General features: G+C 66.3%; 25 protein-coding genes and 1 riboswitch. Of the genes, 16 read left to right on the top strand and 9 right to left on the bottom strand.

The features are described from left to right. Nucleotides 1-13 precede the first annotated feature (13 nt). The 8 genes from H276_RS0106000 (at nt 14) to H276_RS0105965 (ending at nt 8,224) form a co-directional block, all read left to right on the top strand. Complete coding sequence (locus H276_RS0106000; protein WP_019970403.1) at nt 14-883, top strand: hypothetical protein; 870 nt, start codon at nt 14-16, stop codon at nt 881-883. A gap of 215 nt (nt 884-1,098) precedes the next feature. Continuing rightward, complete coding sequence (locus tag H276_RS0105995) at nt 1,099-3,981, top strand: Na+/H+ antiporter subunit A (RefSeq protein ID WP_019970402.1); 2,883 nt, start codon at nt 1,099-1,101, stop codon at nt 3,979-3,981. Next, nucleotides 3,978-4,457 carry a Na(+)/H(+) antiporter subunit C gene (locus tag H276_RS0105990; protein WP_019970401.1) on the top strand — a complete coding sequence of 160 codons (480 nt, stop codon included), beginning with the start codon at nt 3,978-3,980 and terminating at the stop codon, nt 4,455-4,457. The genes H276_RS0105995 and H276_RS0105990 overlap by 4 nt, the downstream gene beginning before the upstream one ends. Then, complete coding sequence (locus H276_RS0105985) at nt 4,454-6,055, top strand: Na+/H+ antiporter subunit D (RefSeq protein WP_019970400.1); 1,602 nt, start codon at nt 4,454-4,456, stop codon at nt 6,053-6,055. Before H276_RS0105990 ends, H276_RS0105985 begins: the two co-directional genes overlap by 4 nt. Nucleotides 6,056-6,080: 25 nt before the next feature. Beyond that, nucleotides 6,081-6,620, top strand: a complete 540-nt coding sequence (locus H276_RS0105980; protein WP_026356637.1) for a Na+/H+ antiporter subunit E — start codon at nt 6,081-6,083, stop codon at nt 6,618-6,620. 31 nt (nt 6,621-6,651) lie between these two features. After that, a complete protein-coding gene (locus H276_RS0105975; protein WP_019970398.1) occupies nt 6,652-6,939 on the top strand; it encodes a monovalent cation/H+ antiporter complex subunit F in 288 nt (95 codons plus the stop codon). Next, entirely contained in the window at nt 6,936-7,271 is a 336-nt protein-coding gene (mnhG, locus tag H276_RS0105970; protein WP_019970397.1) for a monovalent cation/H(+) antiporter subunit G, read from the top strand. Before H276_RS0105975 ends, mnhG begins: the two co-directional genes overlap by 4 nt. A 38-nt stretch (nt 7,272-7,309) precedes the next feature. Beyond that, nucleotides 7,310-8,224, top strand: coding sequence for an SAM-dependent methyltransferase (locus H276_RS0105965; protein WP_019970396.1), 915 nt, complete (start codon nt 7,310-7,312; stop codon nt 8,222-8,224). 10 nt (nt 8,225-8,234) lie between these two features. Here the strand turns inward: H276_RS0105965 and H276_RS0105960 are convergent, their stop codons facing one another. Beyond that, the gene (locus tag H276_RS0105960) at nt 8,235-8,468 is read right to left on the bottom strand and encodes a hypothetical protein (protein WP_231376612.1); all 234 of its coding nucleotides are present in this window, start codon (nt 8,466-8,468) and stop codon (nt 8,235-8,237) included. A 156-nt stretch (nt 8,469-8,624) separates the two neighbouring features. Here H276_RS0105960 and H276_RS0105955 point away from each other — a divergent pair, with 156 nt between their 5' ends. After that, a complete protein-coding gene (locus H276_RS0105955) occupies nt 8,625-10,025 on the top strand; it encodes a cell wall metabolism sensor histidine kinase WalK (RefSeq protein WP_019970394.1) in 1,401 nt (466 codons plus the stop codon). On the opposite strand, the gene H276_RS0105950 is transcribed toward H276_RS0105955, so the two are convergent. Genes H276_RS0105950 through H276_RS0105925 form a run of 6 tightly spaced genes read right to left on the bottom strand, consistent with a single transcriptional unit; the run spans nt 9,986 to nt 13,984 of the window. Continuing rightward, nucleotides 9,986-10,675: a response regulator transcription factor gene (locus H276_RS0105950; RefSeq protein WP_019970393.1), complete on the bottom strand. Its 690-nt coding sequence runs from the start codon at nt 10,673-10,675 to the stop codon at nt 9,986-9,988. The genes H276_RS0105955 and H276_RS0105950 overlap by 40 nt on opposite strands. Nucleotides 10,676-10,691: 16 nt before the next feature. Next, entirely contained in the window at nt 10,692-11,300 is a 609-nt protein-coding gene (locus H276_RS0105945) for an LON peptidase substrate-binding domain-containing protein (RefSeq protein WP_026356635.1), read from the bottom strand. A 27-nt stretch (nt 11,301-11,327) separates the two neighbouring features. Then, a complete protein-coding gene (locus H276_RS0105940; protein WP_019970391.1) occupies nt 11,328-12,458 on the bottom strand; it encodes a glutamate--cysteine ligase in 1,131 nt (376 codons plus the stop codon). Next, complete coding sequence (locus tag H276_RS0105935) at nt 12,439-13,143, bottom strand: superoxide dismutase[Cu-Zn] (RefSeq protein ID WP_019970390.1); 705 nt, start codon at nt 13,141-13,143, stop codon at nt 12,439-12,441. Before H276_RS0105935 ends, H276_RS0105940 begins: the two co-directional genes overlap by 20 nt. A 10-nt stretch (nt 13,144-13,153) precedes the next feature. Continuing rightward, nucleotides 13,154-13,627, bottom strand: a complete 474-nt coding sequence (locus H276_RS0105930; RefSeq protein ID WP_019970389.1) for a LytR C-terminal domain-containing protein — start codon at nt 13,625-13,627, stop codon at nt 13,154-13,156. 48 nt (nt 13,628-13,675) lie between these two features. Beyond that, nucleotides 13,676-13,984, bottom strand: coding sequence for a DUF3263 domain-containing protein (locus H276_RS0105925; protein ID WP_019970388.1), 309 nt, complete (start codon nt 13,982-13,984; stop codon nt 13,676-13,678). A 138-nt stretch (nt 13,985-14,122) separates the two neighbouring features. Here H276_RS0105925 and H276_RS0105920 point away from each other — a divergent pair, with 138 nt between their 5' ends. Genes H276_RS0105920 through H276_RS0105910 form a run of 3 tightly spaced genes read left to right on the top strand, consistent with a single transcriptional unit; the run spans nt 14,123 to nt 16,414 of the window. Beyond that, the gene (locus tag H276_RS0105920; protein ID WP_019970387.1) at nt 14,123-14,716 is read left to right on the top strand and encodes a peptide deformylase; all 594 of its coding nucleotides are present in this window, start codon (nt 14,123-14,125) and stop codon (nt 14,714-14,716) included. After that, entirely contained in the window at nt 14,716-15,627 is a 912-nt protein-coding gene (locus H276_RS0105915; protein ID WP_019970386.1) for a GNAT family N-acetyltransferase, read from the top strand. Before H276_RS0105920 ends, H276_RS0105915 begins: the two co-directional genes overlap by 1 nt. A 4-nt stretch (nt 15,628-15,631) precedes the next feature. Then, on the top strand, nt 15,632-16,414 hold the full coding sequence (locus H276_RS0105910) for an exodeoxyribonuclease III (protein WP_019970385.1): 783 nt from the start codon (nt 15,632-15,634) through the stop codon (nt 16,412-16,414). Between the two features lie 68 nt (nt 16,415-16,482). Here H276_RS0105910 and H276_RS0105905 read toward each other — a convergent pair whose 3' ends face one another. Both H276_RS0105905 and H276_RS0105900 read right to left on the bottom strand, forming a co-directional pair. Beyond that, on the bottom strand, nt 16,483-17,220 hold the full coding sequence (locus H276_RS0105905; RefSeq protein ID WP_019970384.1) for a TIGR00730 family Rossman fold protein: 738 nt from the start codon (nt 17,218-17,220) through the stop codon (nt 16,483-16,485). A 55-nt stretch (nt 17,221-17,275) separates the two neighbouring features. Then, a complete protein-coding gene (locus H276_RS0105900) occupies nt 17,276-18,958 on the bottom strand; it encodes an MFS transporter (RefSeq protein ID WP_019970383.1) in 1,683 nt (560 codons plus the stop codon). A gap of 280 nt (nt 18,959-19,238) precedes the next feature. Beyond that, nucleotides 19,239-19,348: riboswitch (TPP riboswitch) on the top strand. On the opposite strand from H276_RS0105900, the gene thiC reads away from it, so the two are divergent. The 4 genes from thiC to H276_RS0105880 all read left to right on the top strand — a co-directional run bounded on the left by thiC (nt 19,342) and on the right by H276_RS0105880 (nt 22,971). Beyond that, complete coding sequence (thiC, locus tag H276_RS0105895; protein ID WP_026356633.1) at nt 19,342-20,970, top strand: phosphomethylpyrimidine synthase ThiC; 1,629 nt, start codon at nt 19,342-19,344, stop codon at nt 20,968-20,970. It overlaps the preceding riboswitch by 7 nt. Before the next feature lie 56 nt (nt 20,971-21,026). After that, a complete protein-coding gene (thiD, locus tag H276_RS0105890; RefSeq protein ID WP_081625420.1) occupies nt 21,027-21,809 on the top strand; it encodes a bifunctional hydroxymethylpyrimidine kinase/phosphomethylpyrimidine kinase in 783 nt (260 codons plus the stop codon). Continuing rightward, a complete protein-coding gene (locus H276_RS0105885) occupies nt 21,806-22,447 on the top strand; it encodes an alpha/beta family hydrolase (RefSeq protein ID WP_019970380.1) in 642 nt (213 codons plus the stop codon). Before thiD ends, H276_RS0105885 begins: the two co-directional genes overlap by 4 nt. Beyond that, a complete protein-coding gene (locus H276_RS0105880) occupies nt 22,444-22,971 on the top strand; it encodes a septum formation family protein (protein WP_019970379.1) in 528 nt (175 codons plus the stop codon). The genes H276_RS0105885 and H276_RS0105880 overlap by 4 nt, the downstream gene beginning before the upstream one ends. The last annotated feature ends 21 nt before the right edge of the window (nt 22,972-22,992 follow it).

Raw genomic sequence — 22,992 nt, 5'->3', positions numbered from 1 at the left:
ACACCATGCCCGCATGAAAGGCGCATTCATCGGAAGCGAAGCGCTGGCACAGGGTCTGGTGACGCGCAACGACCTGCGACACCACTACCGGCGCCTGTTCCCGGACGTGTACGCGTGTGCAGAGCCGACGCTGCGTGATCGCACCGCGGGTGCCTGGCTGTGGTCGGGCCGACGCGCCGTCATCGCAGGTATCGCCGCGTCAGCGCTACATGGCGCCGCGTGGGTCGATGCCGACATTCCGATCGAATTGATCTGGCGAAGTAGCCGACCCGCTACAGGCCTGATCGTGCGCAACGAGATCTTGGCCGACGACGAAATCACCCGGGTCGCAGGCCTGACCGTGACCACACCGGCACGCACGGCATTCGACCTGGGCCGCCACTTTCCGCGCGACGAGGCGGTGGCGCGACTCGACGCCCTGGCGTGGACCCGGCGCGTCACCACCGACGACGTGCTGCCACTGATCGCCCGGTATCCGTCGGTCCGTGGTATTCGCCGCCTGAAAGATGCGTTGTCGCTGGTGGACGCCGGCGCCGACTCACCACCCGAGACACGGCTGCGCCTGCAGCTGACCGATGCTCGCATGCCCCCGGACGAAACCCAGATCACCGTCGTCGAGGGACGCTCCCGACGACTGGCCATCTTGGACATGGGTTGGCGACGGTTCGGAGTGGCCGTCAACTACGACGGCGCCTATCACCAGACCGACCGCAGACGCTATGTCCGCGACCACAAGATCCTGCGCAGGTTGCAAGAGCTGGGGTGGATCGTCATCCGCGTCATCGCCGAGGACGACATCGCCGATGTCCTGGTCCGCGTCGAGCGAGCGTTACTCAGCCGAGGCTGGCACCCACATTCACCTCAGGGACAAATCCCGGCCTGATTTTGTCCCTGAGGTGAATCTCGGCGAAAGCCGAGCGGTCGGCCCGGCGCCTATCACCAGAACCTCACGGGTTCCCACAGGAAATGACGCTAGTGACACCGGCCCACGTAGAGGCCCACGTAGAATGACCGAAATCCGACGCCACGTGTGCCCGTTGATTCCGCGTCAGCGCTCATCGGTGTCCGACACCCCGACCCCAACCAGATCGGAGTGCGATGCTCGCCGTATTGGTCGCTCACGCGGTAGCCACCGCGCTTGCGCCTCCGCTGGTCGCCAAATGGGGCCGGGCAGCGTTCTATCCGTTGGCGCTGGTGCCACTCGGGTCGCTGGTGTGGGTGGCGTTGAACTGGCCAAGCCACGACCGGGTACCCACCCTGAACATCCCATGGGTCCCCGAACTGTCGATGGACATCACGCTGCGCTTCGATTCGCTGGCCGCGATCATGAGCGTGCTGGTGCTGGCGATAGGCGCGCTCGTCCTCTTCTATTGCGGCGACTACTTCCACCACTATGACGGGCACAAGGAGAACCGCCTCCCGAGCTTCGCCGCCGAGCTGGTCGCGTTCTCCGGAGCCATGTTCGGCCTGGTGGTCAGCGACAACATGCTGGTGCTCTACATCTTCTGGGAAACCACCACGGTGCTGTCGTTCCTGCTGGTAGGCCACTATGCCGAGCGGGCGACCAGCCGCCGCGCGGCAACGCAAGCCTTACTCGTGACGACATTCGGCGGGCTGGCCATGCTGGTTGGCATCGTGGTGCTCGGCCACCTGGCCGGCACCTATCTGCTGTCGGAACTGATCGCGTCCCCGCCCGGCGGCACGGCAGCCGCGATCGGCGTGGCGCTGATCCTCGTCGGCGCGCTGTCCAAGTCGGCCATCGTCCCGTTGCACTTCTGGCTACCCGGTGCGATGGCCGCGCCGACACCGGTCAGCGCCTATCTGCACGCCGCGGCGATGGTGAAGGCCGGCGTCTACCTGGTGGCGCGGATGACGCCCGGCTTCGCCGACACCCTGCTGTGGCGGCCTATGGTGATCGGCTTCGGGCTGCTCACCATGCTGTTGGCCGGCTGGCGGGCGGTGCGCGAATACGACCTCAAGTTGATCCTGGCGTTCGGCACCGTCAGCCAGCTGGGCCTGATCAGCGTCATGGTCGGGGCCGGCGGCAGCGACATGATGCTGGCCGGGCTCGCCATGCTGTGCGCGCACGCGATGTTCAAGGCGACGCTGTTCATGGTGGTCGGCATCATCGACCACGCGACCGGTACCCGGGACATCCGTTGGCTGGCCGGACTCGGACGGCACAGCCGCCCCCTGTTCACCATCGCCGTCGGCGCGACCGCGAGCATGGCCGCGTTGCCGCCGTTCTTCGGGTTTGTCGCCAAGGAGGCCGACCTGGAGACCGTGCTGCACAGTCCGACACTAGGCGCCGCAGCCCCGTGGGTGCTCACCGGCATCGTGGTCGGCTCGGTGTTCACGACGATCTACAGCCTGCGGTTCCTATGGGGTGCGTTCGCCGCCAAAGGTTTACCGCAGCCCAGCATCCGGGTCACCGAAATGCACCGGCCCTCGACCAGATTCCTGGCCGCGCCGGCCATCCTGGCCGCCGCCGGCCTGGTGTTCGGACTGTGGCCCGCCGGCCTGGACGCAGTACTCGACGAATACGCCAAAACCATGCCCGGCGGGTCGGGCTATCACCTGGCGCTGTGGCACGGGCTTGGCCTGCCGCTGCTGCTGTCGGCCATCGTGCTCGCCGTCGGTACCGCCGTGTTCTTCGGCCGGAACCGGTCGCCGCACACCGGCTCCGGATTCCTCCCGCTGGGCAACGCGGACCGCATGTACGACGCGGTGATCCGCGGGCTCGACATCGTGTCGATCCGGATCACCGCTGCGACACAACGCGGCTCGCTGCCCGCCACCCAGTCGGTGATTCTCTCGACGCTTGTGCTGGTGCCGATCGCGGTGCTGGCGCTGGGCGCGCGCGATCGCCCGAATTTCGCGCTGTGGGATTCCTCGCTGCAGGTGGTGATAGGCGTGGTGATGCTGGCCGCCGCCCTCGGTGCCGTGGTGATGCGCAACCGGCTGGCCGCGGTGCTGCTGGTCGGCGTGACCGGTTATGGTTGCGGCGCGATCTTCGCGTTCCACGGCGCACCGGACCTGGCGCTGACCCAATTCCTCGTCGAGACACTGGTTTTGGTGATCTTCCTGTTGGTGTTGCGCACCCTGCCCGCCGAGGCCGACCGGGCCAACATCAAGCGCCACCGGCTCCCACGCGCGTTGCTGGCGCTGGCTGTCGGCGCCGCGGTGACCACCCTGGCGGCCTACGCGATGGCCGCGCGCACGGGTGCCGGCATCGCCGAGTTGCTGCCGGATGCGGCCTACTACCGCGGGCACGGGTCCAACACCGTCAACGTGCTGCTGGTCGACATCCGGGCTTGGGACACCATGGGCGAGATCATGGTGCTGCTGGTGGCGGCGACGGGCGTGGCCTCCCTGGTGTTCCGGCACCGCCGGTTCGGCGCCGCACCCCGCGTCAGCCAAGCCGTCGGCCAGCCCGAGATCGGGCCCACCGCCGCGTACAGCCCGGCCGCCGGTGACATCACCTGGCTGCGCGGCAGCGAATTGCGCGATCCCCGGCACCGATCGCTCGTGCTCGAGGTCGCGACCCGCGTCATCTTCCCGCTCATCATGGTGCTGTCGGCGTACTTCTTCTTCGCCGGGCACAACCACCCGGGCGGTGGTTTCGCCGGTGGGCTGACCGCGGGCCTGGCGCTGGTCCTGCGGTATCTGGCCGGCGGCCGCTACGAACTCGGCGAGACACTGCCGTTGGACGCCGGCAAGATCCTGGGCACCGGGCTGGCCCTGTCCGCCACCACGGCGATCACCTCGGTGGCTTTGGGCGCACCCGCCTTGTCGTCGGCTGTGATTCAGCTCGACCTCCCGGTGTTCGGCCACGTCAAAATGGTCACCGCGGTGTTCTTCGACCTCGGGGTGTATCTCATCGTCGTCGGCCTGGTGCTCGATGTCCTGCGCAGCCTCGGCGCGCGGGTGGACAACGACCTGGCAGACGCGGCCGGGCTGCCCAAGACGGTGACGCGATGACGACGTTCCTGGTTCCTCTGCTGCTCATCGGTGCCCTCACCAGCATCGGGGTCTATCTGCTGCTCGAACGCAACCTGACCCGGATGCTCCTGGGCCTGCTGCTGGCCGGCAACGCCGTCAATCTGCTGATACTGACCGCCGGTGGAGCGTCGGGCAATCCGCCGATCCGCGGCAGTCGCAGCGAGGGCGCCACCACGACGGCCGACCCGCTCGCGCAGGGCATGATCCTGACCGCCATCGTCATCAGCATGGGCGTCGCGGCGTTCGTGCTGGCCCTGGCCTACCGGTCATATCGGCTGACCACCGTCGAAGAGGTCGATAACGATCCCGAGGACACCCGGGTGTCGCAGCAAGCAGGCACGGACGGCCGTTCGGAAGAGGAAAGAGCGGAAGACATTCCCCAGCCCGACCCGGCGATCGACACCGAACTGGCCGACGAACTCGACGCACTGCCCGGTTTCGAGGGGTCCAAGTGAACGCCCAGGCATTGATCCCCCTGCCGGTGCTGATCCCGGCGCTCGGTGCGGCCGCCACGCTGGTGGCCGGTCGTCGTCCACGGTTGCAGCGGGTCATCACGCAGGTGGCGCTGGCGACGGTGGTCGCGGTGTGCGCGGCACTGGTTTACCTTGCCGACCGCGACGGCACACTGGTGCTGCATGTCGGCGGCTGGGCCCAGAGCGTGCCGGGTATGGGTCCGCTGGGCATCACGCTGGTGGTCGACCGGCTCTCGGCGCTGATGCTGGTGGTGTCGTCGATCGTGTTGCTTGCCGTGGTGGTCTACGCCATCGGGCAGGGTATCCGCGACGGCGATGAACGCCAGCCGGTGTCGATCTTCATGCCCACCTACCTGGTGCTGTCGGCCGGGGTGTGCACGGCGTTCCTGGCCGGTGACCTGTTCAACCTGTTCGTAGGGTTCGAGGTCCTGCTGGCTGCGAGCTTCGTGCTGCTGACCATCGGCGCCAGCCCTGATCGAGTCCGCGCCGGCATCTCGTACGTCATGGTGTCGATGGTGTCGTCGCTGATCTTCCTGATCGGCATCGCGCTGGTCTACGCCGCCACCGGCACCCTCAACCTGGCCGAGCTGGCGCTGCGTCTCGACGGAATATCGGCCGGCACACGCGACGCTCTGTTCGCAGTCCTGCTCGTGGCGTTCGGCATCAAGGCGGCGGTGTTCCCGCTGTCGGCCTGGCTGCCCGACTCCTATCCGACTGCACCCGCGCCCGTCACGGCCGTGTTCGCCGGGTTGCTGACGAAAGTCGGTGTGTACGCCATCATCCGGGCACACTCGCTGCTCTTTCCGGGCGGCGGGCTGGACTCGGTGCTGCTGGTGGCCGGACTGTTGACGATGGTGATCGGCATTCTCGGCGCTATCGCGCAGAGCGACATCAAGCGGCTCCTGTCCTTCACCCTGGTCAGCCACATCGGCTACATGGTGTTCGGGGTGGCACTGGGCAACGAGTTGGGCATGTCCGGGGCGATCTACTACGTCGCCCACCACATCATCGTGCAGACAACCTTGTTCCTCGTGGTCGGTCTCATCGAGCGGCAGGCTGGCGCGTCGACGCTGCAGCGGCTGGGTGGTTTGGCCGCGGCCAGCCCGGTGCTGGCCTTCGTATTCGTCGTACCAGCCCTCAATCTCGGTGGCATCCCGCCTTTCTCGGGCTTCATCGGCAAGGTCGCCCTGTTGGAGGCCGGTGCGCAGAACGGCTCGGCGCTGGCCTGGACGCTGGTGGCCGGTGCTGTCATCACGAGCCTGTTGACGCTGTATGTCGTGGCCCGGGTGTGGACGAAAGCGTTCTGGCGCGCCCGGGCCGACGCACCCGAGGGGCATCTGGCGGCAGCCGCCCCGGCGGTGCTGCTCGACGACATCGAGGACATCGAGTTCGCCGAGCGAAACAGCGTGGGGCGCATGCCGATCGGGATGCTGGCACCGACCGCCGCGCTGATCGCGGTGGGGCTGACGCTGACCGTCGCCGCCGGACCGATCTTCTCCTACGCCGAGCGGTCGGCCGCCGAGGTGCTCGACCGGGGTCAGTACATCTCGGCGGTCCTGGGAGGTGCGTACCACCCATGAGCACTTGCGCGAAGAGGAGAGGGTGATGAGACGCCCACTGCTGCGGCTCTGGATCCTGTGTTTCCTGATGCTGGTCTGGTGCCTGTTGTGGGGCCGGTTTTCGATCGCCAACATGGCGAGCGGACTTGTGGTGGCGTTGGTGATCACGCTGTTGCTGCCACTGCCCGCCGTACCGGTCGAGGGTCGGCTGCACCCCCTGTCACTACTGAAACTCACTGTGCTGGTGGGTTACTACCTGGTGTTGTCCTCGGTGCAGGTGGCGTGGCTGGCGATCCGACCTGGCCCGCCCCCATTGGTCGCCGTGCTACGCGCGCATCTGTCCCTCAAGTCGGATCTGGTCTTGGCGCTGGCCGTCAACATCTTCAACCTCATTCCGGGGTCAATCGTGCTGGAGATCGACCAGGCCCGCCGGATGCTCTATCTCCACGTCATCGACGTCGGTTCGGAACGGTCGGTGCAACGGTTCTATCGACAGATCGACCAGGTCGAGCGTCTGCTGGTGGCGGCCTTCGAGCGGGACAAGGATTGGCGGCCGGCGGCGGAGCAGGGGGCGGATCGCGCATGAATGGCCAGCGAGGAGCGAAGGCGGATCGCGCATGAATACCGTCTGGATCATTGCAGCGGTGATGCTGTCGGCCGCGGCCGCCACCACCATGTTCCGGTTGTTGGCCGGGCCGAGCACCCTGGACCGCTTGGTGGCGCTCGACACCCTGGTGGCGGTGACGATGTGCGCGATCGGTACGTGGGCGGCATTCAGCCTCGACACCACGGTGACCTACAGCCTCACGGCGTTGGCATTGATCAGCTTTGTCGGATCGGTGAGCGTGGCGCGTTTCCGGGTGCCTGACACCGACAAACCACGCAACAGGCGGGGGCCATCGTGAACATCCTCGACATCGTCACCACGGTCCTGGTCCTGGGCGGCTCGGCCCTGGCGCTGACCGCCGCGATCGGCGTGGCCCGATTTCCCGACACACTGTCGCGCATGCACGCCGCCAGCAAACCGCAGGTGCTAGGCCTGCTGTTGGTGCTGGCCGGTGCCGCGATTCAGCTACGCGGCCATGCCGACGTCGGCATGCTGATCCTCACCGGCCTGTTCACCTTGATCACGGCACCGGTGGTGGCCAATCGGGTGGGACAGCTCGCCTACCGCGAGCACAACATCCGCGAAGACCTGCTGACCCGTGACGATATGCGCGATTTGGCCGACGGCTGATCCCGCGTAGCGAGCGAAGTTCGGGAACACTGGAAACAGTGAGCAGAACTGACGACGACACGTGGGACATCAACGAAAGCGTGGGAGCTACCGCGCTGGGCGTGGCCATCGCACGAGCCCATGAGACGGCATCCGATTCACCGCTGTTCCTCGACCCGTACGCACAGATGTTTCTTGATGCCGCCGCCGAGCGGGGCTGGGCTCGTCCGCAGGGCGCGATGGCCGAGCGGATCCGCACCATTACCGATTACGCCGCATCGCGAACCAAGTGGTTCGACGAATTCTTCATCGCCGCAGGCGCGAACGGGGTGCGACAGACGGTAATCCTGGCGTCCGGCCTCGACGCGCGGGCCTGGCGGTTGCCGTGGATCGACGGCAGCGTCGTCTACGAAATCGACCAACCCAAGGTGCTGCAGTTCAAGACCGACGTGTTGCAGTCGCATCATGCCCGGCCGGCTGCCGCGCATGTCGCGGTACCCGTGGACCTTCGCCGGGATTGGCCGAGTGCATTGCGACAGGCGGGTTTTGACCCATCGCAACCCACCGCGTGGTCGGCGGAGGGTCTGTTGCCGTACCTGCCTGCGGCCACGCAGGATCTGCTTTTCGAGCGGGTCACCGACCTGTCGGCCCGCGACAGCCGCATCGCCGTCGAGGGATTCAGCGTCGACTTCTTCACCGAGGAATACCTGGCCCGCCGCCGAGCCCGTTTGCAGCAGCTGCGCGAGCAGGCCGGTACGGCCGACGAGAACATGCCCGATCCGGCGCAACTCTGGTATCTCGAGCAACGCGCCGACGTGGCGACCTGGCTCCGCGACCATCGCTGGCGGGTCTCGTCGATCGGGGCCGACGAACTGATGGCCCACTATCACCGCGTACCGCCCGACGATTCCGATGACGGCGGGGTGCCGTCGGTATTCGTCGAAGGCGTCCTGGCGGAGCGTCCCGAAGGCTGACCGGCCGGCGTTACTTCGGCGTAGCCTTCACCGCCGGGGCAGCGAACGGGGTCTCCGGCGCGGTGGGCGGCGTGGTCATCGTGACGGTGGCGCCCAACTTCATCGCGACCTGATCGGTGGTTCCTCCCCCCGTGGCCAGGCTGCCGTCGATCGCGGTGACCACACCCATGACGGCCATGGCGCCCAATCCGGCAACTGCCGCCAACATCTTCCCGCGGTGGCGCGGCTTGTCTGGCTGGTACATCGAACTTCTCCTCTGATGATCTGCACTGGCTTCCCGACCGGAGCCCAAATGTTGGCAGGAGTTCGATGAGAGAACGCTGATAAAAAGTTTTGGCGGGCTTCTGCGACATGTGACCCCGGCGCACCCTATGACGGCGAATGGGCTCAGACTGTCGAGATGACGTCACGCGCTGTTCTGCGCGGTCAGCGGCTGCGGCCCCGTGGCTGGGGAATCGCGACGCGGTCGGCGATCGTCGCGGCCACCGTCGTGCTCGTGGTGCACATCATCGCCGGAGCGGCGCTGATCGCATTGCTGGGCCACTTTCTGATCTCGGAGATCGACGACGCGGCAACGACCCGCCTGCACGACATCGCGAGTGCGCTGCGCTCTCAGCCTCTCAACGAATTCGACACTGCCCTCTTGGACACCGACCAGCGGGTAGTGGCGGTCCAGGTGATCTCCGACAACGGCACGGTCATCTACCGTTCGACGGGTACCCTGTCCACCCCGCTTGTTCCCATCGACGGCATCGGCAAGACACCGACCCGGATGGCCGAAGCGGCCTCCGACAACGACCTACGCGTCGTCGGGAAACGGGTGAACACACCCGGCCGCTACTACACGGTGCTGGTCGCCGGCAGCAGTGCGGCCGTCGAGAAAACTGTCCACACCGTGGCGATATTGCTTTGCAGCGCTGCGCCTTTGGTGATCATCGTGGTGGCCGTGTCCACCTATCTGCTGGTGCGGCGGTCACTGCGGTCAGTCGACGCGATCCGCTCGAGGGTCGCCGAGATCAGCACGTCGGATCTGTCTGAACGCGTTCCGATGCCAGAAAGCCACGACGAGATCGCCGCCCTTGCCGAAACCATGAATGCCACGCTCGCCCGGCTCGAGATGGGCCACAACGCGCAACGCCAGTTCGTCGGGGACGCCTCTCATGAGCTACGAAGCCCGCTCGCCACGATCATCTCGGCGCTGGACGTCGCGCAGTCCCATCCGGAACTGCTCGATCAGGACCTGGTCGAGTCGACGTTGATTCCCGAAGCCCAACGCATGCAGGTGCTGATCGACGATCTCCTGCTCCTGGCCCGCGCGGACGAGCGGGGACTGAAGTTGCACAAAGAGGAGGTCGATCTCGAGTCGATCGCCCGAGCCGAGGCCGACCGACTGCGCCGCGAGACGCAGCTCTCGATACACCACGACATCACCGCGGTGCACCTACAGGGCGACTCAAGAGCCCTGCTGCGGTTGTTGCGTAATCTGGCGGACAATGCTGCGCGACATGCCAATTCATGCATCGACATCACCCTGAGCGAACTCGACGGCGCCGTGCTGCTCGCGGTTGCCGACGACGGACCGGGAATCCCCGCGAAGGACCGACGCCGGGTGTTCGACCGGTTCGTGCGCCTGGATTCCGACCGAGCCCGCAGCAGCGGCGGAACGGGCCTGGGGCTGTCGATCGTCGCCGAAATCGTTGCGGCACACGATGGCCGCATCGTCGTCACCGAACGCCCCGGCGGCGGCACCACTGTCCGTGTTCAGTTGCCGTCCGGGGACTCTCCCGACTCGAGTCGGTAACCGACGCCACGGACGGTGCCGATGGTGTTGGTGCCGAAGGGTGTGTCGATCTTCCGGCGGACGTACCGGACATACACTTCGACGACGTTGTGCGGCCCCGCGTAGTGGGCGTCCCACACGTTGCTCAGGATCTCCGATTTGGTCACCACGGTGTCCTTGTTGCGCATGAGGTATTCGAGCAAGCCGAATTCCCTGCGTGTCAACTCAATTGGGACACTTTCACGGAAAACCGTTTTACGGGCCGGGTCCAGCGACAGCGTGCCCGCCGTCATGACGACCGGGCGTTCCGGGGCACACCGGCGTTGCAGGGCCCGCATCCGGGCGGCAAGCACGTTGAATTTGAACGGTTTAGTCAGATAGTCGTCCGCGCCGAGGTCCAGAGCATCCGTCTCGTCGAACTCACCGTCCTTGGCAGTCAGCATCAACACCGGGGTCCACACCCGTTCGGCCCGGATCCGACGCAACACCTCGTAGCCGCTCATCCCCGGCAACATGATGTCGAGCACGATCACGTCGAAATCGTCTTCGACCGCGTGATGCACCCCGTCCACACCGTTGTCGGCGGTGACGACCACCCAGCCCTCTGCCCGCAGCCCCAAGCTCAATGTCTTGGTGAGCCGCGGCTCGTCGTCGACGATAAGAACCCGCATATCGGCGTCAATCCTGCTACTCGGACAACTGAAACTCCACCATGGCCGTCACGGCGTCGACGGCTTCGCTCAATGCATCCAGCCTGGCTGCCTCGCTCGGCGCGGACAGCACGGCGTACCGGTCGGCCTGCCCCATCGGCACGCGCGCAGCCAGCGCGTAGAGGGGATTGACCGGGTCGGCCGCCGCGGCGGTGACGATGTCACGACTGTGCACCGGGATGCCCCGGGCCTCGCCGATCAGGTCGAACAATGCCACCATGCGGTCCTGCACGTCGGCCAGCCGCGATGCATCGACGACACCCGGTTCATCGTCCCAGACTTCGATCTCCGCGCGCGGATAAGGAGCGTCGTCCAACCAGTGCAGGACCCGAATACGTTCGGCCATAACACATCTGAGCCCGTAGCGGGCGGTGCCGAGGTTCTGGCAGTCGACGATCCGGGCAAGCGCGCCCACGTCGCACCGCTGATCGCCACCGCCCACCTCACGCCCCGCCGAGATCAGCACCACACCGAACGCCGGCTCCGTCATGGCCATGCAGTCACTCACCAGCACGACGTAGCGGGGCTCGAAGATGCGCAGCGGCAGTTCCTCACCGGGCAGCAGCGCCGTCTCGAGAGGGAACATCGGAGTCGCGGTCACGGGTCGGCCGGCCTATAGCTCAAGCTCACCGATCAGTGCGTCCACGACCTCACGCAAGTCGCCGTCGCTTTCCTCGGCGACCCGGCGCTGGCGCTGATACGACGCCCCGGAATGATAAATGTCTGCGACCGCGGCCAATTCGTCGCTGCACCGCAGGGATTTGGCCACCGGCTCCAGTCGGTTGAGCAGCTCGTCGAGATCCTCGGTGACCAGCCGCTCATTGCTGTCAGCGTCGAGGATGATGACCGCGTCGAGGCCGTACCGCGCTGCGCGCCACTTGTTTTCCTGCACGTGCCACGGCGGCATGGTGGGCAGCAGCTCGCCCGCGTCGAGCCTGCGGTCGAGGTCGACGATCAGGCAGTGGGTAAGCGCCACCAGGGCGCCAAGTTCGCGGATGTTGGACACCCCGTCGAAGACGCGTACCTCCACAGTGCCCAGGTGCGGGGATGGCCTGATGTCCCAACGGATTTCGTTGAGATGGTCGATGATGCCCGTCTTCTTCTGGTCATGGACAAAGCCTTCGAACTCGGGCCACGACTGAAACTGGAACGGCAGACCGGCCGTTGGTAGCTGCTGGAACATCATCGCCCGGTTGCTGGCGTAGCCGGTGTCCTCGCCCTCCCAGAAGGGCGATGACGCCGACAGCGCCAGCAGATGCGGGTACTGGTTGAGCAGTGACGAGATGATGGGCATCACCTTGTGCGCCGACGAGATACCGACGTGCACATGCACACCCCAGATCAACATCTGGCGTCCCCACCACTGGGTCCGTTTGATCAGCTCGGCGTAGCGCGGCGCGTCGGTGAGCTGCTGCGTCGACCACTTCGCGAACGGGTGCGTCCCCGCGCAGAACAGCTCCATGCCGCGGGATTCGACGATGCGGCGCACGGTACCCAGCGTGCCGCGCAGATCATCCATCGCGTCGGCAGTGTTGGTGCACACTCCGGTGACGATCTCGACCGTGTTGCGCAGTAGCTCCTTGTGCACGTGTGGGTTCTCGCCGATCTCGCCGATCACCGCGGCAGCCTCGTTGCTCAGCTCCCTGGTGCCGGCGTCGACGAGAGCGAACTCCCACTCGACACCGACTGTCGGCCGGGGTGACCCGGCAAAATCGATGCGGCTGCTAGCCGGTGCCGATAACACCGCAAGCCACGCGCTTGCCGGCGTCGCCAGTTGCCAGGGTGGTCTCGTCTGGCGGCGGTGCGCCGTTGGTCTGCTGGTAGCGCTCCGGCGGGATGTTGGCGAAGTTGTCGGCCTTCTCGTGGATGATGATGGCCGTCTTGGTGCCGGCCAGCAGATCGGCGGCGGTGAAGGCGTCGGTGGTGGTCACGAGCTTGGCCGACCCGTCGTCACGCACCTCCAGTGAGGTCAGGTCACCACTGGCGGGATGCGTGGTGTGCCCGGGCACCTGGAAATGTCCGCCGGCGGAGTTGAAATCACCCGGGGCGCCGCCGGTCGGGGCGACCGAGTTGGCCTCGCACTTACCCACCGAGTGCACGTGTAGACCATGGAAGCCGGGCGTCAGGCGCCCGGGTGTGGTGGTCTCGACCGTGACGGTCGCGAAGCCGTCCGCGAACTGGAACTCCGCGGTCGCCACGGACGTGCCGTCAGCGGTCTTGAGGTCAGCGGTCAGGGTGTCGCCCGCGCTCTGGGCCCCGGTGGCGGTGGCACCGTGCTCACCGGGAGCTGCCGACGGGGCCGGCGACCCGGTCCAGATCGAGGGTGTGGTGCCCGGTGTGTCGGACGGTACCTGGCCGGGTGGGCTGCAGGCGCTCAGCGCGACAACGGGGGCGGCGAAAAGGACGGCGACACTGACGGGCTTCAGCATGGGCCAAAGCCTAGCCGGTGACGAGCACGATCACGCCCGGTGGTTGCTCATTTAGTTCGGCGCGTCGAGGTTCGACTGGAGCCTCCAGCACCTTGCCCACCTCGTCGGCGGCTTCCTTCTCCCCGGGCGTGTCCCCAAAGTACACGGTGGTGCCGTTGACATCGTCGATCGTCAGGTTGTCGGTCTGAACGTCGGCAAAGTGTGCGTCCCGCAATCGGTTGGCCGTGGTCTCGGCGGCACCGGCAATGTCCGAGACGTTGAAGACCGTGACCTTGATCGTCGCGGGATCTGGCGCCGCGTTCGGAGTGGGTGTAGCTGTAGTCGTGGTGGTGGTCGTCGTCGAGGACACCGTGGACTCCGCACCCGAAGAGTCGTCGCTCGAGCCGAGCGCCTGGAATCCGATCAACAGGAAAACCACCCCGAGGAACAGCAGCACCATCACCATGGCACGCAGGGGCAGCCCGGAGGATTCTCGCTGATTCATCGGGTCCACTGTATCGAGCGGATTGCCCGACCCGTCACCGGCGGAGGCCTAGGTGACGTCGAAGCCGAGCCGCCGCGCGGCCCGGGCCTTCTGCCTGCTGGCCCGCAACCGGCGGAGCCGCTTGACCAGCATGGGGTCGGCAGCCAACGCCTCCTGGCGGTCCACCAGCGCATTGAGCACCTGGTAGTACCGCGTCGCCGACATGGAGAACAGCTCTTTGATCGCGTCTTCCTTGCTGCCCGCGTACTTCCACCATTGGCGTTCGAACGCCAAAATATCGTGCTCGCGGCGAGTGAGCCCGTCGGTCAGATCAGAGTCATCTCCGGATCGCTCAGTCCGCGCCATGGCGCCGTCCATATTGCTCCCTTGGACCCTTCCGACACTCGAGAAATGACATCGCTGTGGTTCGGCGATCATTCAACCACGGCTTTCTGGCTTGAGGTGACACCTCGGCCCGCGAGTCGGGCGACGAGGATTACCGACTAAGTTTTCCCCGTGGCTGTCGTACCGATTCGCATTGTCGGAGATCCCGTATTGCATACCCCGACCGAGCCGGTACCCGTCGGCCCCGACGGTTCGCTGCCTGCGGATCTCGCCGAATTGATCCAGACGATGTACGACACCATGGATGCCGCCAACGGGGTTGGCCTGGCCGCCAACCAGATCGGCGTCGCCAAGCGGTTGTTCGTCTACGACTGCGCCGACACCCGCGGCCGCACACAGCGCCGCAGAGGCGTGATCATCAACCCGGTGCTCGAAACCTCCGAGATCCCCGAGACCATGCCGGACCCCGACGATGACGACGAGGGCTGCCTCTCGGTGCCGGGTGAGCAATTCCCCACCGGCCGGGCCGACTGGGCCCGCGTCACAGGACTGGACGCCGACGGCAACTCCATCACCGTCGAGGGCACCGATTTGTTTGCCCGCATGCTCCAGCACGAGACCGGCCATCTCGACGGATTTCTCTACATCGACAAGCTGGTGGGCCGGCACGCCCGCGCCGCCAAGCGCGCGGTGAAGCGCAACCACTGGGGTGTGCCGGGCCTGTCGTGGATGCCCGGCGAGGATGACGACCCGTTCGGTCACTGATGCCGGCACTACCGACGCCGGGCAGCCGGGTCAGCCTGCGCTACCGCCTACCAGCGGGTTCGGCCAAACCATTGACCGACGTCGTCGGGCATGTGGAGCAGACCGAACCCACGGTGCTGGTGCGCACCAAATCCGGTGAGCTCGTAGACATCTCCCCCGCCGATGTCGTGAGCGTGCGCGAACTGTCCCACACCCCGGTGCGCGCATCGGAGATCCGGGCGCTCGAACATGCGGCCGCACTGGCGTGGCCGGGCACCGCGCACCAGTGGCACCGCGGCTGGTTCCTGCGCGCCGGTGGTGGCGACACCAGCCGGGCCAATTCGGCCGTGCCGCTGGAGATGTCGGCGCAGATAGCCGACTTGCCCGCGATCGTGGACTGGTATCGCGAACGCGGCCTGCCACCGTGGCTGGCGCTGCCCGAGCGGCTGCTGCCGATCCGCACCCCCGGCATCAAGCTCACCCGCGTGATGGTCCGCCCGCTGCCTGCTGCGCCATCTGGCACGCCAGAGCACCGCGCGACGCCGAGTGTCACACTGGCGTCGGAACCGGACGCGGACTGGCTGGCCGGCTACGAGCGTGCGGTACCCGTCGGCGTCTTGACCGCTGTGGTCGACGGCGAACTGACATTCGCCTCCCTTCCGGGACGCGCGGTCGGCCGCGGTGCAGTGACGTCGGCGCCTGACGGCACCCGGTGGCTGGGCATCTCGTCGGTGCGCGTGGCGGAAAACAGCCGCAGGCAGGGTCACGCGCGGGCACTGTGTGACGCCCTGATGAGTTGGGGTGCGACCGCGGGTGCGACGCGTGCTTACGTGCAGGTGCTCGCCGACAACGACGCCGCCATCGGGCTCTATGCCTCCATGGGTTTCCGGTTGCATCACCATGGCCGGTATGTCGACGCCCGTACGCTCTAACCCCATGCGCCTGGCCACCTGGAACGTCAACTCCATCCGCACCCGTGTCGACCGCGTGACCGACTGGTTGTCCCGTGCCGACGTCGACGTGCTGGCGATGCAGGAAACCAAGTGCACCGACGAACAGTTCCCCACCATGCCGTTCGCCGCGCTCGGCTACGAGGTCGCCCACGTCGGGTTCAACCAGTGGAACGGGGTTGCCATCGCATCGCGGATCGGTCTGGACGACGTGCAGATCGGCTTCGCCGGACAACCCGCCTGGGAGGCCGTCGCGGAGGCCCGGGCGCTCGCGGCGACCTGCGGCGGCGTGCGGGTATGGAGCCTCTACGTGCCCAACGGCCGCGCCGTGGACTCCGCACACTACCGCTACAAACTGGAATGGCTTGCCGCACTTCGGGACAACGCACGCAAATGGCTGACCGAGGATCCGCACGCACCCATCGCCCTGGTGGGCGACTGGAATATCGCGCCCACCGACGACGACGTGTGGGACATCGAATTCTTCGCGGGCGCCACGCACGTCACCGAGCCTGAGCGGGCCGCGTTCACCGCGATCGTCGAATCCCAATTCGCCGATGTGGTAAGGCCTTTCACCCCGGGACCGGGTGTGTACACCTACTGGGACTACACCCAGCTGAGGTTCCCCAAGAAGCAGGGCATGCGGATCGACTTCATCCTCGGCTCCCCGGCCCTGGCGCAGCGGGTCACCCACGCCGAGATCGTCCGCGAGGAACGCAAAGGCAAGCAGCCCAGCGACCATGCTCCGGTACTGATCGAACTCAGCTGAGCCGCTCCACCCGCTCGAACCGGATAACGCCTGAGTTGGGCCGCGCAGACCGCGGCGCTATTCCTCGGCTATCGCGCCGACGCGCCAATGAGCTCCACGGCTTCTGCCACACTGTCGGTGCACTGGATCAGGGCCAGGTCGGATTCAGAGACCTTTCCGCTCGCCAGGACCGTGGTGCGAATCCAGTCGATCAAGCCCGACCAGTAATCCACGCCGAGCAGGATGATCGGGAACTGCGTGACCTTGTGGGTCTGCACCAGGGTCAGCGCCTCGAACAGCTCATCGAGGGTGCCGAATCCGCCGGGCAGGCACACGAACGCCTGCGCGTACTTGACGAACATGGTCTTGCGGACGAAGAAGTACCGGAAGTTGATCCCCAGATCGACCCAGTGGTTGAGGTGCTGCTCGAAGGGCAGCTCGATGCCGAGACCGACGGAGTAGCCGCCGGACTCGCTCGCGCCACGGTTGACGGCCTCCATCGCACCGGGTCCACCGCCGGTGATCACCGCATAGCCCGCCTGCACCAGAGCGGTTCCCAGTTCGTATCCCAACCGGTACTCGGGCGAATCGGGTCCGGTCCGGGCCGAGCCGAAAACCGTTACCGCCTCGGGTATTTCGGCGAGCGCGTCGAAGCCTTCGACAAACTCCCCCTGGATACGCAGCACCCGCCACGGATCGGTGTGCAGCCAGCCGATGCCGTCGCGTCGGCGCAGCAGGCGCTGGTCAGCGGTCGTCGTCGCACACCGTTCGCGCCGCAGCTGCACCGAACCGCGGATCTGGACCAGCTCGTCATCGTTCTCGATCACGTTTGTCAGCGTAGGGGTAGCCCGAACCGATCAGGCCGCATTGTCGGCTCCCGCCTCAGGCCGCATTGTCGGCTCCCACCTCCGTCCCATAGCGGCCTGCGCTGAACATCGACGCAATCGCACCGAGCACCATCATCACCGCGGCCGCGATGAACACCACCACGAGCCCGGAATGGAAGGGCTCGGTGATGAGCTGCGGGAAGAACTGCTGCCCGGTCAGCACATCGGTGTTGACGCCCGGCTGTTGCAGGGCATGTGACGGCCCCAGCAGTTCGGCGATCGGGTTGTAGCCGAGGAACGCCGCGAACAGGCTGCCGACCGGCGGCAGCTGAGCGACTTGCTGTGCGACCGAAGCGGAAACACCCTGCTGTTCAAGGCCACTCGACATCGCCGTGGGCAAGGTTCCGGCCAGCCCGACGATCATCAGCGAGAAGAAGATACCGATGGACAGTGACGAGCCGGCGTTGAAGAACGTCGCACGCACGCCCGAGGCCGCGCCGCGCTCGGCGGCAGGCACCGCCGACATGATCGCGGCGGTGTTGGGTGCGGTGAAGATGCCGCCGCCCAGCCCGTTGAGGAAAACCAGTGCCGCGAACAGCCAGTAGTTGAAGTCGACCGGGATCATCACCAGCGCCACGAATGTCACGGCCATGAGCAGCATGCCGCCGACGGTGAACGGCCGAGCGCCGTAACGGTCCGACAGTGTCCCGGCGAGCGGACCGGACACCAGGAACCCGAACGTCATCGGCAGCATGTAGATGCCGGCCCACAGCGGGGTGGATTCGAAGCTGTAGCCGTGCAGCGGCAGCCAGATGCCCTGCAGCCAGATGATGAGCATGAACTGCAGGCCGCCGCGGCCCACCGAGCTCATCAGGCCGGCCAGGTTGCCCATCCCGAATGCGGTGCTACGGAACAGCCGGATGTTCATCATCGGGCTCTCGACCCGCAATTCGATGACACAGAACGCGATCAGCATCAGTATCCCGGCGATGATCGCGCCGAGCACCCACGGATTCAGCCATCCGGTGGTCGAGTCGCCGTAGGGCTGGATGCCGTAAGTGATGCCGATGAGCAGCACTGTCAGCCCGACACCGAAGGTCACCGTGCCGGCCCAGTCCAGCCGGCCCGGGCTGCGCACACCGAGTTCGCGCAGGGACCGGTAACTCCAGATGGTGCCGAGAATGCCGACGGGCACCCCAACCCAGAAGATGGCCCGCCAGTCCCACTCGGAGAGCACACCGCCGATCAGCAGGCCCAGGAAGGAGCCGGCGACAGCGGCCACCATGTTGACACCCAACGCCATGCCACGCTGGTTGGCCGGGAACGCATCGGTGAGGATCGCCGACGACGACGCCATCAGCATCGCGCCGCCGACACCCTGCACCACCCGCCATCCGATCAGCCACACCGCGCCGCCGCCGAGATGGAACGGGTCCACCGACAGCGCGATCGCCGCGACGGTGAACACCACGAAGCCCAGGTTGTAGATGCGCACCCGGCCATACATGTCGCCGAGCCGCCCGAACAGCACCACGAGGACCGCCGTCACCACCAGGTAGCCCATCAGCATCCACAGCAGGTAGCTGACGTTTGCCGGGGCCAGCGGGTTGAGCCCGATCCCGCGGAAGATCGCGGGCAGGGAGATCAGCACGATCGACGCGTTGATGGTCGCCATCAACGTACCCAGCGTCGTGTTGGACAGCGCGATCCACTTGTAGAAGGGATGGTCGTGGTCCATCCGGACCCGCCGGCGGGCTGTCTCGGCTGCCGCCGAATCAGTGCGGGCACCGGTCAGCGGGGTAACACTGCCGGATTCATTTGCAGTCGTCGTCTCAGTCGTCATCGTCTTCTTCGTCGTAGATCATCGTCAGGTTCGGGACCACCCAGAACGTATATATTAGCTATGTAAATCAACGGACGGCAATCCGAATGCAGTCCCGATAGCCGCTGCCAATCTCCTGAGAACCGCGCCGCTGTATCCCACCGGTGGTATCTGCGCTAGGTTGGGACCCGCACAATCAAATCCACACGGGAGTGCACGCCGAGTGCGCTGAGAGGACGGGTAGGCCCGTCGACCGTATGAACCTGACCGGGTAATGCCGGCGTAGGGAGATGTAGTAAATGACGCTGTCTGACGTTTCCGTCGACCTTTCCTCCGTGACCATGGGTCCCATCACGGGAAGCACCAAGGTCTACCGCGAGATCGACGGTGTGCGGGTGCCGTTCCGCCGGGTCAATCTCACCAACGGTGAGCATCTCGACCTGTACGACACCTCGGGCCCGTACACCGATGACGATGCGGTGATCGACCTGACCGCGGGTCTTCGGCCGCGATCCAACGTGATCCGCGACCGCGGCACTCAGCTGCAGCGGGCTCGGGCCGGGGAGATCACCGCCGAGATGGCCTATATCGCTGCCCGCGAGGGGGTTTCACCCGAACTGGTGCGTGACGAGGTGGCCCGCGGCCGCGCGGTGATACCCGCCAACCACAATCACCCGGAGAGCGAACCGATGATCATCGGCAAGGCGTTCGGCGTGAAAGTCAATGCCAACATCGGCAATTCGGCCGTGACCTCGTCGATCGGCGAAGAGGTCGACAAGATGGTGTGGGCCACCCGCTGGGGTGCGGACACCATCATGGACCTGTCCACCGGTCGCAACATCCACGAGACCCGCGAATGGCTCCTGCGCAATTCCCCGGTGCCGGTCGGCACCGTGCCGATCTACCAGGCGCTGGAGAAGACCAAGGGCGATCCCACCGAGCTGACCTGGGAGTGCTACCGCGACACCGTGATCGAGCAGGCCGAGCAGGGCGTCGACTACATGACGGTGCACGCCGGGGTGCTACTGCGCTACATCCCCCTGACCATCAACCGCGTCACCGGCATCGTGTCCCGCGGCGGCTCGATCATGGCGGCATGGTGTCTGGCACATCACACAGAGTCGTTCCTGTACACCAACTTCGACGAACTCTGCGAGATCCTGGCCCGCTACGACGTGACCTTCTCGCTGGGCGACGGGCTGCGGCCCGGTTCGATCGCCGACGCCAACGACGAGGCGCAGTTCGCCGAGCTGCGCACTCTGGGTGAGCTGACGAAAATCGCCAAATCCCATGGGGTGCAGGTGATGATCGAGGGCCCCGGACATGTGCCGATGCACAAGATCGTAGAAAACGTCAGGCTGGAAGAAGAACTCTGCGAAGAGGCGCCGTTCTACACACTGGGCCCGCTGGCCACCGACATCGCGCCGGCCTATGACCACATCACCTCGGCGATCGGCGCGGCCATCATCGCGCAGGCCGGCACCGCGATGCTGTGCTACGTCACCCCCAAGGAGCATCTGGGCCTGCCGGACCGCAAGGACGTCAAGGATGGCGTGATCGCCTACAAGATCGCCGCGCACGCCGCCGATCTCGCCAAGGGCCACCCCCGCGCACAGGAACGCGACAACGCACTGTCCAAGGCCCGTTTCGAGTTCCGCTGGCACGACCAGTTCGCGCTGTCACTGGATCCGGACACCGCACGCGAATTCCACGACGAGACGCTGCCCGCCGAACCGGCCAAGACCGCGCACTTCTGCTCGATGTGCGGGCCGAAGTTCTGTTCGATGCGGATCACCGCCGATCTGAGAGAAGCCATCCGTGACGATATGTCCAACGGCGTGCCCGACGAGATCGCACAAGGAATGGCGGAGAAATCGCAAGAGTTCGCCGACCATGGCAACCGCGTCTATCTACCCTTAGCTCTGTGACCGAAGACGTGAATTTCCTGCCATTGACCCCACCGGGCCAGGCCCCGCACCGGGTGATGACGATCGCCGGGTCGGACTCCGGCGGCGGCGCCGGCATCCAGGCCGATCTGCGCACCTTCGCCATGCTGGGCCTACACGGGCTGGTCGCCGTCACCGCGGTGACCGTCCAGAACTCGGTGGGTGTCAAGGGGTTTCACGAGATCCCGCTCGACGTCGTGGCGGGCCAGATCGACGCCGTGGCCTCAGACATCGGGCTGCAGGCCGCCAAGACCGGCATGCTGGCCTCGTCGGACATCATCGAGACCGTCGCCGAAACATGGGACCAGCTCAGCCTGGGTGTGCCGTTGGTGGTCGACCCGGTGTGCGCCTCGATGCACGGTGACCCGCTGCTACACCCCAGCGCCCTGGACGCGCTGCGGACCCGGCTGTTCCCGCTGGCCACGCTGGTCACCCCGAACCTCGACGAAGTTCGGCTGCTGACCGGCATCGACGTGGTGGACACAGCCACCCAGAAGGACGCAGCCCGGGCCCTGCACGCGTTGGGGCCACAGTGGGCGCTGGTCAAGGGCGGACACCTACAGGCCAGCACCCACAGCCCGGATTTGTTGTTCGACGGCGCGGAGTTCCACGAGTTCGATGCCGAACGTGTCGATACCGGGAACGACCACGGTGCCGGCGACACCCTGGCCGCGGCGACCGCCTGTGCACTCGCGCACGGCTATTCGATGCCCGAGGCCGTGGGGTTCGCCAAACGGTGGGTCACCGAATGCCTGCGGGCGGCCTATCCGCTGGGCCACGGCCACGGCCCGGTGTCGGCGCTCTTCAGATTGAACAGATGAACCTGGACGCGAGTCTCGTCCCGATCGATGGCATCGCGCACCAGCCCGACGGCACGCCGCACGGGGTCGTGGTGCTCACCCATGGGGCCGGTGGCAACCGGGATTCCCCGCTGTTGGTCAAGATCTGCGACGAGTGGGCGTCCCGGGGTTGGCTGGCCCTCCGCTACAACCTGCCCTACCGGCGCCGCAGGCCCAAGGGTCCGCCGTCAGGATCTGCGGCCGGCGACCGCGCCGGTGTCGCCGAGGCGGTGGAGCTGGCCCGCACGCTGTCCGGCGGCCCGGTGATCGCGGGTGGGCACTCCTACGGCGGCAGGCAGACATCGATGGCGGTGGCGGGAGAAGATCCCGACGGCGCGGTCTCGGTGGATGTGCTGACGTTGTTCTCCTACCCGCTGCACCCACCCGGAAAGCCGGAACGGGCCCGCACCGAACACCTTCCGCGGATCACGGTGCCGACGGTGTTCGTCCACGGCAGCGCCGACCCGTTCGGCACGCTCGACGAGCTCACCGCCGCGGCGGCACTCGTCGGTGGCCCGACCGAGCTGATCGCGATCACCGGGGCGCGGCACGATCTGGGATCCAAGACGTTGGACGTGCCTGCCCTGGCCGTCGACGCCGCATTACGGTTGCTGGTGTGACAACCCCGCCCGGGCATTATCCGCCCCCGCCGCCGCAGCCGTATTCGTCGGAGCCCGGCCGGTTTCCGGCCCAGCCGAAGAAGAAGGCCTCGACGCTCACCTGGGTGCTGATCCTGCTGGCGGTGCTCGTGACGGGCGCCGTAGCCGCGGCGGCGGTGGTCTACTACGTCGTCAACCGCGACTCGACACAGGCCATGCAGGTCAAGGCCGGCGACTGCCTCGGCGACATTCCAGACAGCAGCAGGGTGCTGTATGTCCACACCGTGACGTGCGATCAGCCTCACAAGGGCGAGGTGTTCTCGGTGCTGACCATGCCCGACGGCGATTTCCCCGGTGACGCCGCGGTGATGAAGTACACCGACCAGTGCAGGCCGGCGTTGACCGATTACGCACCGGGTGCCGTCAACGAAGCAGCCATCAAACTGTTCGTGTTGTACCCGACCTCCGATTCCTGGACCCGGGGCGACCGGGCCGTGACATGCATCGCCACCAGCGATAATCCACGCACGGGTAAATTGGGGTAACGCGTTACTCTAATCCTGCCA

Origin of the sequence: Mycobacterium sp. 141, assembly GCF_000382405.1 — a bacterium.
GTDB lineage: Bacteria > Actinomycetota > Actinomycetes > Mycobacteriales > Mycobacteriaceae > Mycobacterium.
The sequence above is the reverse complement of the archived record's forward strand: the minus strand, read 5'-3'. Positions and strand labels throughout refer to the sequence as shown.